This window comes from Streptomyces antibioticus (assembly GCF_002019855.1).
GTDB lineage: Bacteria > Actinomycetota > Actinomycetes > Streptomycetales > Streptomycetaceae > Streptomyces > Streptomyces antibioticus_B.
This window is the reverse complement of record NZ_CM007717.1, coordinates 1,033,040-1,048,827: the sequence shown is the minus strand read 5'-3', so window position 1 is coordinate 1,048,827 and position 15,788 is coordinate 1,033,040. Positions and strand designations below refer to the sequence as shown.

The 15,788-nt window shown below is 74.0% G+C and carries 15 protein-coding genes; 8 read left to right on the top strand and 7 right to left on the bottom strand.

Translation table 11 applies throughout. The features are described 5' to 3' along the window. The first annotated feature begins 45 nt into the window (after positions 1–45). A complete protein-coding gene (locus AFM16_RS39840) occupies positions 46–333 on the top strand; it encodes a hypothetical protein (RefSeq protein ID WP_245177632.1) in 288 nt (95 codons plus the stop codon). A gap of 118 nt (positions 334–451) precedes the next feature. On the opposite strand, the gene AFM16_RS04655 is transcribed toward AFM16_RS39840, so the two are convergent. The 3 genes from AFM16_RS04655 to AFM16_RS04645 form a co-directional block, all read right to left on the bottom strand. Next, complete coding sequence (locus AFM16_RS04655) at positions 452–1,795, bottom strand: esterase-like activity of phytase family protein (protein WP_078632546.1); 1,344 nt, start codon at positions 1,793–1,795, stop codon at positions 452–454. A gap of 201 nt (positions 1,796–1,996) precedes the next feature. Further along, positions 1,997–3,286 carry an SWF or SNF family helicase gene (locus AFM16_RS04650; protein WP_078632545.1) on the bottom strand — a complete coding sequence of 430 codons (1,290 nt, stop codon included), beginning with the start codon at positions 3,284–3,286 and terminating at the stop codon, positions 1,997–1,999. Then, positions 3,283–6,171 carry an SCO1167/SCO6262 family helicase gene (locus tag AFM16_RS04645; protein ID WP_370628012.1) on the bottom strand — a complete coding sequence of 963 codons (2,889 nt, stop codon included), beginning with the start codon at positions 6,169–6,171 and terminating at the stop codon, positions 3,283–3,285. The genes AFM16_RS04650 and AFM16_RS04645 overlap by 4 nt, the downstream gene beginning before the upstream one ends. A gap of 205 nt (positions 6,172–6,376) precedes the next feature. Here AFM16_RS04645 and AFM16_RS04640 point away from each other — a divergent pair, with 205 nt between their 5' ends. Further along, on the top strand, positions 6,377–6,559 hold the full coding sequence (locus tag AFM16_RS04640) for a tail-anchor membrane protein (RefSeq protein ID WP_030786723.1): 183 nt from the start codon (positions 6,377–6,379) through the stop codon (positions 6,557–6,559). A 79-nt stretch (positions 6,560–6,638) separates the two neighbouring features. Here AFM16_RS04640 and AFM16_RS04635 read toward each other — a convergent pair whose 3' ends face one another. From AFM16_RS04635 to AFM16_RS04625, 3 genes are all read right to left on the bottom strand, one after another. Next, complete coding sequence (locus AFM16_RS04635; RefSeq protein ID WP_078632544.1) at positions 6,639–7,583, bottom strand: hypothetical protein; 945 nt, start codon at positions 7,581–7,583, stop codon at positions 6,639–6,641. A gap of 138 nt (positions 7,584–7,721) precedes the next feature. Further along, entirely contained in the window at positions 7,722–8,045 is a 324-nt protein-coding gene (locus AFM16_RS04630; protein ID WP_078632543.1) for a hypothetical protein, read from the bottom strand. A gap of 139 nt (positions 8,046–8,184) precedes the next feature. Then, positions 8,185–8,709 (bottom strand): PadR family transcriptional regulator, encoded by a 525-nt coding sequence (locus AFM16_RS04625; protein ID WP_030786734.1) that lies wholly within the window; start codon positions 8,707–8,709, stop codon positions 8,185–8,187. Positions 8,710–8,801: 92 nt separating this feature from the next. Between AFM16_RS04625 and AFM16_RS04620 the strand changes: the two genes are divergently transcribed. Further along, positions 8,802–9,557, top strand: coding sequence for an alpha/beta fold hydrolase (locus AFM16_RS04620; protein ID WP_078632542.1), 756 nt, complete (start codon positions 8,802–8,804; stop codon positions 9,555–9,557). Between the two features lie 4 nt (positions 9,558–9,561). Here AFM16_RS04620 and AFM16_RS04615 read toward each other — a convergent pair whose 3' ends face one another. After that, complete coding sequence (locus tag AFM16_RS04615) at positions 9,562–10,161, bottom strand: class I SAM-dependent methyltransferase (protein WP_078632541.1); 600 nt, start codon at positions 10,159–10,161, stop codon at positions 9,562–9,564. 152 nt (positions 10,162–10,313) lie between these two features. Here AFM16_RS04615 and AFM16_RS04610 point away from each other — a divergent pair, with 152 nt between their 5' ends. The 5 genes from AFM16_RS04610 to AFM16_RS04590 all read left to right on the top strand — a co-directional run bounded on the left by AFM16_RS04610 (position 10,314) and on the right by AFM16_RS04590 (position 15,637). Next, entirely contained in the window at positions 10,314–11,108 is a 795-nt protein-coding gene (locus AFM16_RS04610; protein ID WP_078632540.1) for an MHYT domain-containing protein, read from the top strand. Positions 11,109–11,266: 158 nt separating this feature from the next. After that, on the top strand, positions 11,267–13,936 hold the full coding sequence (locus AFM16_RS04605; RefSeq protein ID WP_078636831.1) for a sensor histidine kinase: 2,670 nt from the start codon (positions 11,267–11,269) through the stop codon (positions 13,934–13,936). Further along, entirely contained in the window at positions 13,933–14,370 is a 438-nt protein-coding gene (locus tag AFM16_RS04600; protein ID WP_078632539.1) for a roadblock/LC7 domain-containing protein, read from the top strand. The genes AFM16_RS04605 and AFM16_RS04600 overlap by 4 nt, the downstream gene beginning before the upstream one ends. A 22-nt stretch (positions 14,371–14,392) precedes the next feature. Then, positions 14,393–14,806 (top strand): DUF742 domain-containing protein, encoded by a 414-nt coding sequence (locus AFM16_RS04595; RefSeq protein WP_030786748.1) that lies wholly within the window; start codon positions 14,393–14,395, stop codon positions 14,804–14,806. Between the two features lie 225 nt (positions 14,807–15,031). After that, positions 15,032–15,637, top strand: coding sequence for a GTP-binding protein (locus AFM16_RS04590; protein WP_030786750.1), 606 nt, complete (start codon positions 15,032–15,034; stop codon positions 15,635–15,637). Positions 15,638–15,788 lie beyond the last annotated feature (151 nt).

Genomic DNA, 15,788 nt, shown 5'->3' with positions numbered 1-15,788 from the left:
ACGCCAGGAGGCGGTCCCGGACGGCGCCGGACGCCTCTCTTCACCGTGATCGCGCTGGTCGTCGCCATCGGCGTCGTCGTCGCTGTCGTGTTCGCGCTCTCGTCCGGTGACGACTCACCGGACGACGAGCCGGGCAAGGGGACCGGCGGCACACCCACGCCGTCCCGCAGCCTTCCGATCGAGCTGCCCAGCGGACTCCCCAGCGGGCTCCCCAGCGAGCTGCCCTCAGAGCTTCCGACCGCCGTTCCGACCGCGCTTCCGACCACCCTGCCGACCCAGCTCCCCAGCGACCTGGAGTCCCTGCTCCCGACCCTGGAAGAGCTGCTGCCGTAGCCCCACGCGCGCGTGTGCGCTCCGAGCGGGCTCACACGCGCGTGATCGCCGTACCGACGGGGATGAACGGGGCCGTCTCCCGCCCCCCCCGGCCGTCCCCGTCGGCACGGTCCCGCCGTCAGATGCCGTGCGGCATCCGCACGTACGTCACCGTCGTCTCGATGCCGCTGTCGACCAGCCGGCCCCGGGCGTCGAAGGCGTCGGGCCCGTCCGTCATCCCGAAGTCGTTGTCGTTGATCAGGGCGAGCGTGTCGTGGTCCACGCGCGCCACGCCCTCGATCTTCCCGGGCACCCCGGCGACCTTGCCCAGGTCCACCACGAGCCGCTTGGCCAGCACCGGCACCCCGGCGGCGGACGGGTCGGCCAACTGCTCCAGGGACGGCGACGTCGTCTTGTCGTCCCAGCGGCTGCCCAGGATGTTCGCGGACCGCCCGAGCCGGACCACCTGGAGCCGGGCGGCCTTGTCGGTACGCTCCTCGACCAGCAGCCGGTCGCCGCCCACCGCGACGACGGAGGAGATCTTCAGCTCCGACGGGTCGTCCTCGCCCGGGTCGACCACGTTCACCGGGTCGAAGCGGTACGCGTACTCGGCGGTGACGGCCTTCTTCCGGGGCGAGAAACGCAGCAGCCGCGCGGTGAGCGACGACTCACCGGCGTCCGTGTCCGGCAGCGACAGCGGACTCTGCACGGCCAGCACGAGGTCACCGCCAGGCAGGAGGGCCAGACCCTCGAAGCCGCGGTTGATCTTCCGGTGCAGCAGGACCGAGGGCAGCGCCTCCACCACCGGGTAGTCCGTGCCGGTCAGGTGCAGCCCATCGGGGACATAGCGCGTGAGCACCCTCCCGCGCGCGGACACGTGCACCAGCGAGGGCCCGTACTCGTCGACGAGCCAGAAGGTCCCGTCGGCCGCCCGCACGATGCCCTCGGTGTCCAGCCCGTTCGGGTCGTAGGCGAGCGGCGTCTTCGCGTCGTACGTGTACGGCGCCTCGTCGCGGCCCTCCTGGTTGGACAGCCCCATGACCGGCTTCCCGGACCGGGTGGTGACGGGGATCGCGTCCACCACCCGCACCGTCTTCCCGCTGACGCGGATCCGAACGATCGCCGGATCGAAGCCGGGCACGGGGAACGTGCGGCGCTTGGTGCCGTCCACCTTGATCTGACCGTTCGGCCCGCGGTCCGTGACCGTCCAGAACTCGCCCTTGCGGCCCGTCGGGTAGATGTCGCTGCCGATGCCGCCGAGGTCCACGCCCCGGTCGTCGGCCACCGTGCCGCGCAGCAGCGCGTTGCTGAACGCCCCGAGCGGGATGTCGCCGAGGGTCGCCGTCCGGGTGACGTGCGCCTGCCCGGACGGCGTGCCGGCGGCGGCCGGTCCGGTGGTGACGAGGGCGGCCAGCACGGCGAGCGGGACGCCGGCGGCGAGGGAACGGTGGACGCGGCGCCGGCCGGTGGCGTGCGGGGACATCTGGCCTCCTGAGGGGCAAGTTCACTGACAGCGGCCAGAGTTGGGTTTCCTTTCGAACGCCGCGCCACATCCTCGTGAACGCGGGGCGTCGGCCGCCCGTCGGACCGACGCCCCTGCTCGCCCGCACTCGGCACAAGCGCTTACTGCGTCACTTGCCGCATCACTTGCCGCATCGCGCCCGAGCCGCCCCACCGGCTGGGCTCACTGGATCGACGCCAGTGCCGTGGCCGGGTCCTGGGCCGCCTCACCGGCCGGCAGCCAGCGGCCGCCCTCCTTGCGGTAGGGCCACCAACGCCCGTCGCGCCCCAACCGCACCTGACAGGGTGACCCGACGACCGTCCACCGGTTCCCGCGCGCCCGCAGCTCCGGCCGTTCGTCCCCCTCCCAGGCCGTGTCGACAGCGGCACGCGCGCGTGCGAGCGCCTCGCCCTCCACCGTCCACTCCTCCTCGAACACCGCCAGGGAGGCGGCGCCTCCGTACCGCCACGCGCGCACGGCCGAGGCCAGTTGCTCCCGGCTGCGGCCCGATCCGGCGGCGAGCCGGCCCATCGACGCCGCGTCGACCTCCGGGGCACCGGGAGCGGCCGCCGCGAGCCGCACGGCGTCCTGAGCCGCCGTCAACCCCGCCTCGGGCCTACGCCCTTCCGGGCCGCCGTGCAGCAACTCGGCCAGCAGCAGACGCGCGTCTACGGCGGTCCGCGCGGCCAGGACCTCCAGCGCCGCCGCATCCACCCCGGGCGGCGGCGGTGCGTCGGTGTCCAGCGAGGGCGGCACGCCCGGCTCCTCCGGCAGCCCGGGCAGGGACGGCAGCGGCGGCAGGACGTCCCCGGCCGCGTACGCCTCCCGGGCGTCCGTCCCCTCCGGCAGCGGCGGTTCCGACTCGGCGGCGGGCTCGGTCGTGCCCCGGGCCTGGAGGTCGTCCAGCAGGGCCTGTTCGGTGCGCCCCCGGAGCAGCAGGAGCACGAACGGGTCCTCGTCGAGCAGCCGGGCCACCTGATAGCAGAGCGCCGCGGTGTGACCGCAGTGGTCCCACGCGCCGCAGCCGCACTCGGCCTCCAGGTCTCCCAGCCCCGGCAGCAGGTCGACGCCGGCCGTCTCCGCGTCCTCGACCAGATCGGGCGGCATCTCCCGGTCGAGCAGCGCCGCCACGTGCCCGGACCGTTCCGCCGCCAGCCCCAGGAAACGATCCCACTCGGCGTCCGAGAGCACACCGAGCAGGACATCGGCCCGGTGCGGGGTGCCGTCGCGGTCCTGGACGACCGCCGTGATGCGGCCCGGCCGCACCGACACCGCGCCCACGGCACCCGCGCGCGCGAACCGGCGTCCCGCCCGCACCTGTTCACCGTCCAGCGCGCCGTCCTCCAGCGCCGCCAGCCAGGTCCGCCCCCACCACGTCCCGGCGAATCCACGCCCGCGCGCGGGAGCCGACGCCGCGAACGTGCGCTCCTGCCCGTCGTCCGTACGCCCCCGACGGTCATCGGATCCGTTCATCGCGTCCCCCCTCGCAGCTCGACCAGCTCGGCCAGTTCGGCGTCCGTCAGTTCCGTGAGCGCGGCCTCGCCCGAGCCGAGCACGGCGTCGGCGAGGCCCTGCTTGCGGCGCAGCATGTCGGCGATGCGGTCCTCGATCGTTCCCTCGGCGATCAGCCGGTGCACCTGCACGGGCCGGGTCTGGCCGATGCGGTACGCCCGGTCGGTGGCCTGCGCCTCGACGGCCGGATTCCACCAGCGGTCGAAGTGCACGACATGCTCCGCGCGCGTGAGGTTGAGCCCCGTACCGGCTGCCTTCAGGGACAGCAGGAACACCGGCACCTCCCCGTCCTGGAAACGCGCCACCATCGCCTCGCGTTCCGCCACCGGTGTGCCGCCGTGCAGGAGTTGTGTGGGCACGCCGCGTGCGGCCAGATGGCGTTCCAGCAGCCGCGCCATGTGCACGTACTGCGTGAAGACCAGCACGCTCGCCCCCTCGGAGAGGATCGTGCCGAGCAGTTCGTCCAGCAGCTCCAGCTTCCCGGAGCGTCCGGTGGTCCTCGGCCGCTCCTCCTTGAGGTACTGCGCCGGGTGGTTGCAGATCTGCTTCAGACCGGTCAGGAGCTTCACGATCAGCCCGCGCCGCGCCATGTCGTCCGCCTCGGCGATCGCCGCGAGGGTCTCCCGCACCATCGCCTCGTACAGGCCCGTCTGCTCCGCGGTGAGGTACACCGGACGGTCGGTCTCGGTCTTGGGCGGCAGCTCCGGGGCGATACCCGGATCCGACTTGCGGCGGCGCAGCAGGAACGGCCCGACGAGCCGGCCGAGCCGCTCCGCCGCGGCCGGGTCCGCGCCGCTCTCGACGGCCCGCGCGTACCGCGTGCGGAAGGTGCCCAGCCGGCCGAGCAGTCCCGGGGTCGTCCAGTCCAGGATCGCCCACAGCTCCGACAGGTTGTTCTCCACGGGCGTGCCCGTGAGCGCCACGCGTGCGCGTGCGCCGATGGTGCGCAGCGCCCGCGCGGTCGCCGAGTACGGGTTCTTCACATGCTGGGCCTCGTCCGCCACGACCAGCCCCCACGGCACCCGGCCCAGCCGGTCCGCGTCGAGGCGTAGGGTGCCGTACGTGGTGAGCATGAACTCCCCGGCGCCCAGGTCGTCCAGATCGCGTCGTGGTCCGTGGAAGCGGCGCACCGGCGTTCCGGGGGCGAACCGCTCGATCTCGCGCTGCCAGTTGCCCATCAGCGAGGTAGGGCAGACCACGAGGGTCGGACCGGCGGACGAGGGGTCGGTCTGGCGATGCAGATGCAGGCTGATCAGCGTGACGGTCTTGCCGAGCCCCATGTCGTCGGCGAGACAGCAGCCCAGCCCCAGGGACGTGTTGCGGGCCAGCCAGTCCAGACCGCGCCGCTGATAGTCGCGCAGAGTGGCCCGGAGCGCGGCGGGCTGTTCCAGCGGCTCCCGCGCCTCGGGGGCCGTCAGGCGCTCCCGCAGGGCCGCCAGCCACCCCGTGGACCGCACCTCGACCCGGCGGCCGTCGACCTCGGTCGAGCCCGTCAGGGCGGCGCCCAGCGCCTCGACGGGGGTCACCTTGTGATCCTGCCGCGCCCGGGCACGGCGCAGCTCCTGCGGATCGATCAGGACCCACTGGTCGCGCAGCCGCACCAGAGGGCGGTTCGCCTCGGCGAGCCGGTCCAGCTCCTCCCGTGTGAGCCGCTGGTCGCCCAGCGCGAACGACCACGTGAACGACAGCAACGCGTCCGCCGACAGGAACGACGGTGTGTCCGCCGCCGGCGCCGACGGCAGGGCCGAGCCGGGGCGGTCCCGGTCCGTCCCGTCGTCCGGCGGGCCCACCACCGCGCGGGCGGTCAGGGTGCGGGCCAGTTCCCTCGGCCAGTGCACCTCGACACCCGCTCCGGCCAGCGCCCGGGAACCCTCCCCGAGCAGCTCCGCGACCTCCTCGTCGACGAGCACGACGGCGTCCGGCACGGTGGCCGACAGCAGCGGCGTCAGCGCGGGCCAGGCCCGGGCCGCGCGGCGCAGGGCGAGCAGGGCGTCCATCCGCGCGCGGGGACCGAACGCGCCCCGCGCGACACCCGAGTCCGCCCAGACCTCGGCGGCGTCCGCCACCAGCCCCGGATCGCTCACACTGTGCACCTGCGGCACGGCCCGGAACACGGGGCCGGCGACCGCCTCGGTCTCCAGCCCGGCGGTGTCGATCCCGTCCGTCGAGAGCCCCGACACCTCGATGCGCAGGGAGACCCGCACCCCCGCGTCGTGCCCGGCGGCCACGTCACCCGCCCAGGCGCGCAGCCCGGGAACATGTTGCGGCTCGGCGGCCGCGTAGGCCGGTCCGCCGGTCAGGAGCGGGGCGGCGGGGGAGCGGGGCAGGGTGTCCGCGACCGCGTCCAGGAAGGCGCGCAGCAGTCGCTCCGGGTCGGGCAGCCGCAGGGCCGGTCCGTCGTCCACCGGGACGGCGTGGGCCTCGGGCGGCATCGAGGCGGCCAGCCGGCGTACGGCCTCCAGGTCCTCCGGGCCCAGCGGGCCCATGCGCCAGGCGTCGTGGTCGCCCGCCGACAGGCCGGGCAGCAGCAGACCGCGCGCCACGCACCGCAACGCCAGCAGGGCGGCCGCGCCCCAGAACGCGGTGGACCGGTGCCCGTCCGACGCGACACGCGCGCGTGCGAGCACCGGCAGGGCCTGTCCCACCGGCAGCAGCAGGGCCGGCACCCGCGCGAGCGCCACCCCGGTGCCCGTGGGTACCACGACGGACAGCTCCTCGGCCGAGTCCACGCCTTCCATGTCGCCGTCGGGCAGCCAGAACGCGACACGGCCGGACCGGGCCGGGTCGCCGGGCACGAACACGGCGCGGCAGCGGGCTGGTCCGAAGATCTGGGACGGTACTTCCACGGAAACCCTCTCGACAGCGATGAGCTTACTCCTCAAGTTTGACTACTGGCGGATGATCGAGAGTACAGCACCGCGGACCGAAGTGATCTCAGGGTTGCCGTGGGGGAGACCTCAGGGACGTCTCAGGGTCGCGTCCGGAACCGTGCGCGGCCCGGACCCGTTTTCATGGCAGAGAGCGGCAGTGGCCGTGAAGGAGGCGACGCAGATGTCGAGAAACGCGAAGATCGCCGTGGGAGGAGTCGCGGTCGGACTCCTCCTGCTGATCTGGCTGCCCTGGTGGGCGGCTCTGCTGATCGTGGTGGGAATACCGGCGGCGGCCTATCTGACCCTGGACCCCGCGCAGCGGCGCAGGCTGCGCCGGGTCACCCGGAAGGAGCTGGGCCGCTGACGGAACCGGGAGCGCGGCACGGGCCCTGACGCCCCGTGCCGCACCGCCCCCCGAACCTGCGCGTCCCGTTCGGCCCGCCTCAGAGCGGCCGTACGGCCATCTTGTCGAGCGCTTCCAGAAGACCGGGCAGCTCGGGTCCCCGTCCGACCGGCAGCACCTCGCCGGGCTCGTCGTCCAGCAGGACGAACGCGATGTCGTCGGTCCGCGCCACCAGCGACCAGCCGGGACCGTCGGCCCGCAGCGTGCGCGCGTCACCGGGGGCGAAGGAGGACCGTACGCGGCCCAGCGGGGGCGGGGTGTCCACGTACGCCCGCACCTCGGCGAGGACGCGTCGGATGCCGCTGTGGCCCTTCGGCGTGTCCTTCCCGGACGCGTCCGCCTCCGCGCCGCCATCCGCCTCCGTGGCCCCGTCCGCGTCGGTGCCCGCGTCCCCGTCCCTCGGGGACGCGTCCGACGCGGTGCTCCCGCCCGCGTCCTCGGAGCCCGCGTCGGCCCCGGCGCCCTTCCCCTGCGGGAGGGCGAACTCGGAGTCGTCGATCTGCTCGCGCCACACCGCCCACTGGAGGGCGATCTCGTCCGCGCCCAGCCGCCGCTGGGCCGGGCCCCAGACCGTCGTGTCCGGCGGCGTGAGCGCGGGGATGTCGATGACGTCCGGCCCCGGATCGTGCGGCGCGGGCACGCCGGGCGCCGCGACGGCCACCGCGAGAGGCCAGCCGGGCAGAGCGGCCACGACCGTCCGCTCGTCGGGCGACAAGTCGTACTCCATGCCGCAGTCCCATGACGCGATGGCCACGGCCACCAGGGACACGTCGTCGATGACGACCGTCCAGCGGGCGCCCTCGCCGTCCTGGCCCAGCACCAGGCCGTAGCCGTCGGCCAGCGGTGCGAGACCCAGGGCTGCACAGGCCTCCGGGTAGTCGTCGCCCAGCACACTCGGGAACTTCGCCGGCGTCAGCAGCACCGCCGTGAGCACATAGAGCGCATCGTCCGCGGCGGCGACGGCGTCCTCGTCCGTCCCTGCCATCCCAGCCTCCCCATCGGTTCGTCCAACGGCGCGCACCCTAGTGCGGCCGGAAGCAGCTTGTCACGACTCCCCGACATACTCGGAGCTGCTGTTTTCCGACCTGACGGGGCGAATCGACCCTCGGGTGTGCCGCACCCCTCACGCGGCGGGCAGCCCGAGGAGCGCCCGGGCCACGGTCCGCGGCGACTCGTCGCGCTCCCGCGCGAGGGCGAGGACGGCGCGGCAGGCCAGCTCGTTGACCCCGAAGGAGAGCGCCTCCGGCGACACCCAGCCGGACGCCTCGTCGATCCGGTCCTGATCGTCCTCGATGGAGGCGGAGACGTACGCGGCGGCCGCCTCGAAAATGTTGTGCGGACGTTTGCCGCCGACCTTCACCTCCCCGTCCTCCTCGCGGCCCTGCCGCGAGGGCGCGCGCGTGGCGCCGAGAAGCCCTGCCCAGACCTTGCGGACCGCGTCGAACATCCCGGCCACCTTCCCCCTGGGGTTGTCCCCGTCGAGCTGGACGTGCCGTGCCGTGTCGTGCCCTCTCCTCACCGTAGAGACGCGACCGGGGCCGGAGAAGAGGGCGACGCCGTGAGGGGGTGTGAGCAGCGGGGGCGACTCAGTCGTCCAGCAAGGCCAACGTGTCGTGCAGCCAGTCGAGTTCCGCCCGCGACGTGGCCCGCGCGATGGCCAGTACACCCCGCCGGAACGGGTCGTCCGGTTCCTCGGCACGCAGCGGCCGGTCGCCGTCGTAGAAGAAGCTCGTCGGTTCCTGGAGGAAGGCCAGGCGGCGGCGGAGCACGGCCGCCTGGGCGGCCGGGTCGTCGAGGTGGCGGAGGAAGGCGAGCACCGTGAACCAGCGGTTCTCGTCGGTGATGTCGCGCGCGGCCGGGTCGGCGAGGCGTCGGCGCAGTTCGCTCCGGCCGTCGTCGGTGAGCGTCAGGACGTGCCGGGGTGCGGCCACCGCGCCGGGTTCGGTGGCGCGCATCAGGAAGCCCGCCTTCTCCAGACGCTTGATCGCCGGATACAGGGTGCTCTCGGCGACCGGACGCACATGACCCGTCAGGGCCGTGATGCGTTTGCGCAGCTCATAGCCGTGCAGGGGGGCGTCGTACAGGAAGCCGAGGATGGCTAGCTCCAGCATGCCCGCATCATACTCCGTTGACGTAATACATCGGTCCCGATGTATGGTCGGAGCGTACCGAGAGCAGACGTGGGCGACCCGAGGGGGAGACGATGCGGCAGGCCGTGTTCGACAGCGCAGGGAGCAGTGTCCGCTGGACGGAGACGCCGGGCGCGGAACCCGCGCGCGTGTACGTGCACGGCCTGGGCGCCGCCTCGGCGGTGTACCACGCGCACGTGGCGGCACGTCCCGAACTGGTCGGCCGACGAAGCCTGTTCGTCGACCTCCCCGGGCACGGCATCAGCGACCGGCCCGAGGACTTCGGCTACACGCTGGAGGAGCACGCCGACGCGCTCGCGGCCGCGCTCGACGCGGCCGGGGTGAGTGGCGCCGAGCTGGTGGGGCACAGCATGGGCGGCTCGGTGGCCGTCGTCCTGGCCCACCGACGGCCCGACCTGGTGTCCCGGCTCGTCCTCACCGAGGCCAACCTGGACGCGTTCCCGCCGCCCTCCGCGGGCAGCAGCGGCATCGCCTCTTGGACCGAGGAGGAGTTCCTCGACGGCGGGTACGCGCGCGTGCTGGACCGGGTCGGCCCCGTGTGGGCCGCGACCATGCGGCTGGCCGACCCGCGTGCCCTGCACCGCAGCGCGGTCGGGCTCCGGCGCGGTTCCGCCCCGGTCATGCGCGAGATCCTGACCGGACTGCCGGTCGAACGGGTCTACCTCCAGGGCGACCGCAGCGGCGCACTCGACGGCGCGCACGCCCTGGAGAAGGCGGGAGTGCGGGTGGTGACGGTCCCGGACGCCGGTCACAACATCATGTTCGACAACCCCGCCGCCTTCGCGAAGGCGGTCGCCGGTACGGGGTGAGACCTCAGCTCTCGCGTGCGGCGAGCGCCAGGAAGCGCGTGTCCTCGTCGACGTACGACGTCATGCGCCAGCCGGAACGGGCCAGCAGAGGGCGCAGGTTGGGTTCCGCGCGCAGGTCGTCCGGGGTGAGCCGGCGGCCCTGGCGGGCCGCGAGCGCCGCCCTGCCGATCGGGTGGAACAGCGCCAGCGTGCCGCCGGGGCGCACCACGCGCGCCAACTCCCGCAGATTCTCGGTCGGGTCGGCCAGATGCGAGACGAGCCCGGCACCGAACACGGCGTCGAACGATCCGGAGCGCAGCGGCAGCGCGGCCACGTCGCCGAGCAGCAGCCGCCCGTCGCGGTCCCGTCCGGCCCGTACGGCGGCCTCCAGCATCGCCGGCGTCAGATCCAGGCCGACGACCACCCCCGTCGGCCCCACGGCGGCACGCAGCGGCGTCAGGGCCCGCCCGGTGCCGCAGCCCGCGTCCAGCACCCGGTCCCCGGCCCGCAGCCCGACGTCGGCGACCGCGGCCGCGTAGGCGGGACCGTCGTCGGGGAAGCGGCTGTCCCAGTCCGCCGCGCGCGCGGTGAAGAACTCCTGGACGTGCGTGTGATGGTCGCTCATGGTCCGTATGGTCCCCCACCGACACGGACGGCGTCGCTGCGCACATGTTCGAGCGTCAGCCGATCGGACCGGCGCATTTCGGCATCAGATTCCATCACCTTTCGAAATGCGCCCCCTGTGTGCTTCCGTGCTCCCACTAGCGTCCCCTGGCCATGGGACACCTGGACCACGCCGCGTTCGGCTGGCTGACCCCCGTGCTGTCGTACGCGATGGCCTGCATCGGCGCCGCCCTGGGGCTGCGCTGCACCGTGCGCGCTCTGGGCGCCACCGGGCGCTCCCGCCGCAACTGGCTGATCACCGCGGCCTCGGCGATCGGGACCGGCATCTGGACCATGCACTTCGTGGCCATGCTCGGCTTCGCCGTCAGCGGCACCGACATCCGCTACGACGTTCCGCTGACCGTGCTCAGCCTGCTCGTCGCCATGGTCGTCGTCTGCGCCGGTGTCTTCGCCGTCGGCTACGGCCGCGACCGCACGCGCGCCCTGCTCGTGGGCGGTCTCACCACCGGGCTCGGCGTGGCGAGCATGCACTACCTCGGCATGGCCGCGGTCCGGCTGCACGGCGAGGTGACCTACGACCTCACGCTCGTCGCGCTGTCGGTCCTGATCGCGGTCGTCGCCGCGACCGCGGCCCTGTGGGCGGCGCTCAACATCAGGTCGCCGGCCGCGGTCACCGTCGCGTCCCTCGTCATGGGAGCGGCGGTCAGCAGCATGCACTACACCGGAATGCTCGCGGTGGGCGTACGCGTCACGCCCTCCGGCGCGGCGCTGCCCGGGGCCACGGCGATGCAGTTCATCTTCCCCCTTGCCGTCGGCCTCGGGTCCTACCTCTTCCTGACCTCGGCCTTCGTCGCCCTGTCACCCCCCACCGGGGAGCGCGAGGCGTCCGCCTCGGCGCAGCAGTCACCGGACGGCGCCACCCCCCGTCCGCGGGCCCGGACCGCGTGACCGGCAGGCGCGACGGCCTGCCCCCGGACCCGGATCGCGTGCCCGGAGGGAGCCACGGCCCGCCTGTGGACCCGCACCACGCGACCGGAGCGGACAACTCCACCCCCGAACCCCCGCCGAGCGAGGAAGCCATGGAACCCCTGCCGAGCGAGGAGACCATGCGAACACCCCGGAGGACCCCCGCGGCCGGCGCCGACGCGCCGCCCCCTGTGCGCGGGCGGCGCGCCCACGCCGGACCACCCGCCGACGAGGAGCCGCACCCGTGGACGGACGGCCCCGCCGACCCGGCACCCATGCGCGCGGGACGCCGACGCATCCGCCCGCGCACCGTGCGCGCCAAGATCGTCTGCCTGCTGATGGTGCCGGTCGTCTCCCTGCTGGCCCTGTGGGCGTACGCCACCGTCAGCACCGCCCAGGACATCTCCCGGCTGCGCCAGTCGCAACGCGTGGACGCCGAGGTCCGCACACCGGTCACAGCCGCTGTCACCGCCCTCCAGAGCGAACGGGCGGCCGCCGTACGGTACGCGGCCGACCCCGCCGCCGGGCGGGACGGGGACCTGAAGGCCCTCGCCGAGCGCACCGACGCCGCCGTGGCGGCGCTCCGCCTCGGCGACCACGGCACGGTCGCCGACGGTCAGGAACTGCCCCCAGGAGTCGGGCAACGGCTGCAGGCGTTCGTCGCCGGGGCCGAAGAACTGCGCACCCTGCGGACCGCGGTCCTCGACGGCCGCGCCGGCTGGGAGGAGACCTACGGCCGCTACACCGGGACGATCTCGGCCGCCTTCTCGTTCGGCGGCGCGCTCTCCGGCATCCAGGACGCCGGACTCGGCTCGGACGCGCGCGTCCTGCTCGAATTCGCCCGCGCGGGAGAGGCACTCGCTCAGGAGGACGTCGTCCTGGGCGGCGCGCACTCGGCAGGCCGGCTCGACGCGGAGCGCCTGCGGCTGTTCACCGGCGCCGTCGACACCCGCCGCGCCTTGACGGCGTCGGCCGCCGCGGATCTGCGCGGACCCGAACGCGCCGCCTGGCAACGCCTCTCCGAGAGCAGCGCGTTCGCCACCCTGACCGCCACCGAGGACAAGGTGCTCGCCGCCCGAGGTTCCGGCGCGCGGGCCGTCGCCGCGGCCCCGGCGGCCACCTGGGGACCCGCGCACACGCGTGTGCAGAACGGCATGCGGACCATCGAGGCCGACGCCGGCCGCGAAGTCGCCGACCGCGCCGACCCGTTCACGCGCGGGCTGCTCACCCCGGCCGGTGCCGCCGTCCTGTTCGGCCTCGCCGCCGTCGCCGCCACGCTCGTCATCTCGGTACGCATCGGCCGCGGACTCGTCGTCGAACTGGTCAGCCTGCGCAACGGCGCCCTGGACATCGCCCGCCGCAAACTCCCCGAAGCCATGCGGAGACTGCGCGCCGGCGACGAGATCGACATCCACGCCGAGGCCCCGCCCGGGCCGGCCGCCGAGGACGAGACCGGCCAGGTCGCCGAAGCGCTCACCACCGTGCACCGCGCCGCCCTGCACGCCGCCGTCGAACGCGCCGAACTCGCGAGCGGCATCTCCGGAGTGTTCGTCAACCTCGCCCGGCGCAGCCAGATCCTCGTCCACCGCCAGCTCAGCCTCCTCGACAGCATGGAACGCCGCTCCGACGACCCGAACGAACTGAGCGACCTCTTCCGGCTCGACCACCTCACCACCCGCATGCGACGCCACGCGGAGAGCCTGATCATCCTCTCCGGCGCCGCACCCGGCCGCGCCTGGCGCACACCGGTGTCCCTGACCGACGTGGTCCGCGCCGCCGTCTCCGAGATCGAGGACTACGCGCGCGTGGAGGTGCGCCGGCTCGCCGAGACGGCCGTCGTCGGCACCGCCGTCGCCGACCTCACCCACCTGCTCGCCGAACTGGTCGAGAACGCCGCCCAGTTCTCACCTCCGCACACACGCGTGCGCGTCACCGGCGAACCCGTGGGCAACGGATACGCCGTCGAGGTCGAGGACCGCGGTCTGGGCATGGGCAAGGACACCCTCGCCGAGGCCAACCGGCGCATCGCCCAGTCCGAGGCCCTCGACCTGTTCGACAGCGACCGGCTCGGCCTGTTCGTGGTCAGCCGGCTCGCCGCCCGCCACGGCGTCAAGGTCCACCTGCGGACCTCCCCCTACGGCGGCACCACCGCGGTCGTATTGCTGCCCACGGCTCTGCTGCACAACGCCCAGCCGGAACGTTCCGCCAGGGATCAGGCCGCACCCGACCCAGCCGCCCCCGACTCAGCCGCCCCGAACCCGGCCGTACTGCACCGCGCCGCACCGCACCGGGCCGCACTGGATCCAGCCGTACCGGAACAGGCCGTACCGGAACAGGCCGTACGACCGGCACGGCCCGCACCGGTACAGCCCCCCGAACGCGCCCACACGCGTACGCCCGACCACGACGACCGGCGTCAAGGGCACCAAGGGCCCGCCTCCACCGACCACCGCACGCTCACACCCCCCGCCCGGGCCGCAGCCGAGCCGACGGCCGCCGCCACCCCACCACCTCCCGGAGTCACCACCTTGCGCCTGCACCGCCCCCCGGACGATTCCGCCGGACCGGAGGACCTCCCGCGTCGGGTACGGCAGGCGAGCCTCGCCCCCCAATTACGCCGCCCGCACCCCGGGGAACCGGCCCCGGCGTCCGCACCGCCCGACGACGACCGACGCACCCCCGAACTCGTACGGGACCGCATGGCCGCCTACCGCGACGGCTGGGCACGCGGCGGCGGCAGGCAGCCCGGCCGTGCGGGCACCCCGGATCCCGCCCCGGGCGCAGACAGCAGCGAAGGAGACCTCTCATGATCCAGGACCCGAGCATCAGGCCGCCCCAGCGGTCCGGCGAACTCGACTGGCTGCTGGACGACCTGGTGACCCGGGTGGGCGAGGTACGGCACGCCGTCGTCCTGTCCAACGACGGGCTCGCCGTCGGCGCGTCGACCGGCCTGCGGCGGGCGGACGCCGAACATCTGGCCGCCGTCGCCTCCGGCTTCCACAGCCTCGCCAAGGGCGCCGGCCGGCACTTCGGCGCGGGCTACGTGCGCCAGACGATGGTGGAGATGGACGACGCCTTCCTGTTCGTGGCCGCCGCGGGCGAAGGCTCCTGCCTCGCCCTCCTCACCGCCGTGACCGCCGACATCGGGCTCGTCGCCTACGAGATGGCACGCCTGGTCAAACGGGTCGGCGAGCACCTCCGCACCGCGCCCCGCCTCGCCGGGCGCCCGCCCGCCGCCGGCTGAGGCGAGAGAGCGACCCCCACGGATGACCGAGGACACGACCGCCGCCGCCCGGCAGGACCCGGGCAGCCAGTGGTACGACAGCGAGGCCGGGCCCCTCGTCCGCCCGTACGCGATGACCGGCGGCCGGACCCGGCCCGGCCCCACCGGAGTGCGCTTCGACCTGATCGCGCTGGTCACCCTGGACCCGGGTGCCCCCGGCACCGACGGGGCGGCGCTCGGACCCGAACACCGCACCCTGATCGGCCTGTGCCGGGCGGAGACCCAGTCCGTCGCCGAACTCTCGGCGGGCGCCGACCTCCCGGTGGGCGTGGTCAGAGTGCTCCTCGGGGACCTGCTCGAACTCGGCTGCGTCACCGTCAGCCGCCCCGTGCCCCCGGCCCACCTGCCGGACGAACGCGTCCTGCGCGAGGTCATCGAGGGTCTGCGAGCCCTGTAGACACGTCGTCCCCGCCGGTGGACGCGACGACCGATGCGGACGGGTACGGACGGCCCCGCACCGGCTCGCGCACACTTTCGCACCCCGAACAGGCAACAGCGGAGTCAGATCGGCCAGATAGCGGTCCCACCCCATGGAAAGGGCCCTCGGTTGCCATGATGCTGACGTCGCACGACCGCCACAGACTCTCCTGACCGCCACAGACTCTCCTGAGAGAAGTGATCCATGGTCTCCGAGCACTCCGACGCCACCGGTGACGACACCACACCCCTGGCCCTGAAGATCCTGGTCGCCGGCGGGTTCGGCGTCGGCAAGACCACCCTGGTCGGCGCGGTCAGCGAGATCAAACCGCTGCGCACCGAGGAACTGCTCAGCGAGGCGGGCCGGTCGGTCGACGACACCGGCGGCGTCGACCGGAAGGTCACCACGACCGTCGCCATGGACTTCGGCCGCATCACCATCCGTTCCGGCCTCTCCCTCTACCTGTTCGGCACCCCCGGCCAGGACCGCTTCTGGTTCCTGTGGGACGAACTCGCGCAGGGAGCCCTGGGCGCCGTCGTCCTCGCCGACACCCGGCGCCTGGAGGACTGCTTTCCCGCGGTCGACTACTTCGAGCACCGGCACATCCCGTTCGTGGTCGCCGTCAACTGCTTCCAGGGCGCCCGCTCCTACGGCGCCCAGGACGTCTCACGGGCCCTCGACCTCGACGGCGGCACCCCCGTCGTCCTGTGCGACGCCCGTGACCGCGCCTCGGGAAAGGAGGTGCTCATCCGGCTCGTCGAGTACGCCGGACGCATGCACACCGCCCGGCTGCTCGACTCGGTCGGCTGACGAGCGCCGGGCGCACGCCCCTCCCCGTCCCCCTTCGGACGACGTCCCGCCGGGCGCGCCGCCTCGCCCGACTCCTTGCCCCCGCCACCGAACCTGGGGAAGGGTGGCGGACAGACCCTCCGGCACGGCGGAGGACGCACGGGACACGCCA

Coding starts and splice junctions, on each gene's coding strand:
- AFM16_RS04655 (WP_078632546.1), bottom strand. CDS start 1,795: ATGTCCCCGCACGCCACCGGCCGGCGCCGCGTCCACCGTTCCCTCGCC.
- AFM16_RS04615 (WP_078632541.1), bottom strand. CDS start 10,161: ATGAGCGACCATCACACGCACGTCCAGGAGTTCTTCACCGCGCGCGCG.
- AFM16_RS04635 (WP_078632544.1), bottom strand. CDS start 7,583: ATGGCAGGGACGGACGAGGACGCCGTCGCCGCCGCGGACGATGCGCTC.
- AFM16_RS04650 (WP_078632545.1), bottom strand. CDS start 3,286: ATGAACGGATCCGATGACCGTCGGGGGCGTACGGACGACGGGCAGGAG.
- AFM16_RS04590 (WP_030786750.1), top strand. CDS start 15,032: ATGGTCTCCGAGCACTCCGACGCCACCGGTGACGACACCACACCCCTG.
- AFM16_RS04595 (WP_030786748.1), top strand. CDS start 14,393: ATGACCGAGGACACGACCGCCGCCGCCCGGCAGGACCCGGGCAGCCAG.
- AFM16_RS04620 (WP_078632542.1), top strand. CDS start 8,802: ATGCGGCAGGCCGTGTTCGACAGCGCAGGGAGCAGTGTCCGCTGGACG.
- AFM16_RS04610 (WP_078632540.1), top strand. CDS start 10,314: ATGGGACACCTGGACCACGCCGCGTTCGGCTGGCTGACCCCCGTGCTG.
- AFM16_RS04605 (WP_078636831.1), top strand. CDS start 11,267: ATGCGAACACCCCGGAGGACCCCCGCGGCCGGCGCCGACGCGCCGCCC.
- AFM16_RS04625 (WP_030786734.1), bottom strand. CDS start 8,709: ATGCTGGAGCTAGCCATCCTCGGCTTCCTGTACGACGCCCCCCTGCAC.
- AFM16_RS04640 (WP_030786723.1), top strand. CDS start 6,377: ATGTCGAGAAACGCGAAGATCGCCGTGGGAGGAGTCGCGGTCGGACTC.
- AFM16_RS04600 (WP_078632539.1), top strand. CDS start 13,933: ATGATCCAGGACCCGAGCATCAGGCCGCCCCAGCGGTCCGGCGAACTC.
- AFM16_RS04630 (WP_078632543.1), bottom strand. CDS start 8,045: ATGTTCGACGCGGTCCGCAAGGTCTGGGCAGGGCTTCTCGGCGCCACG.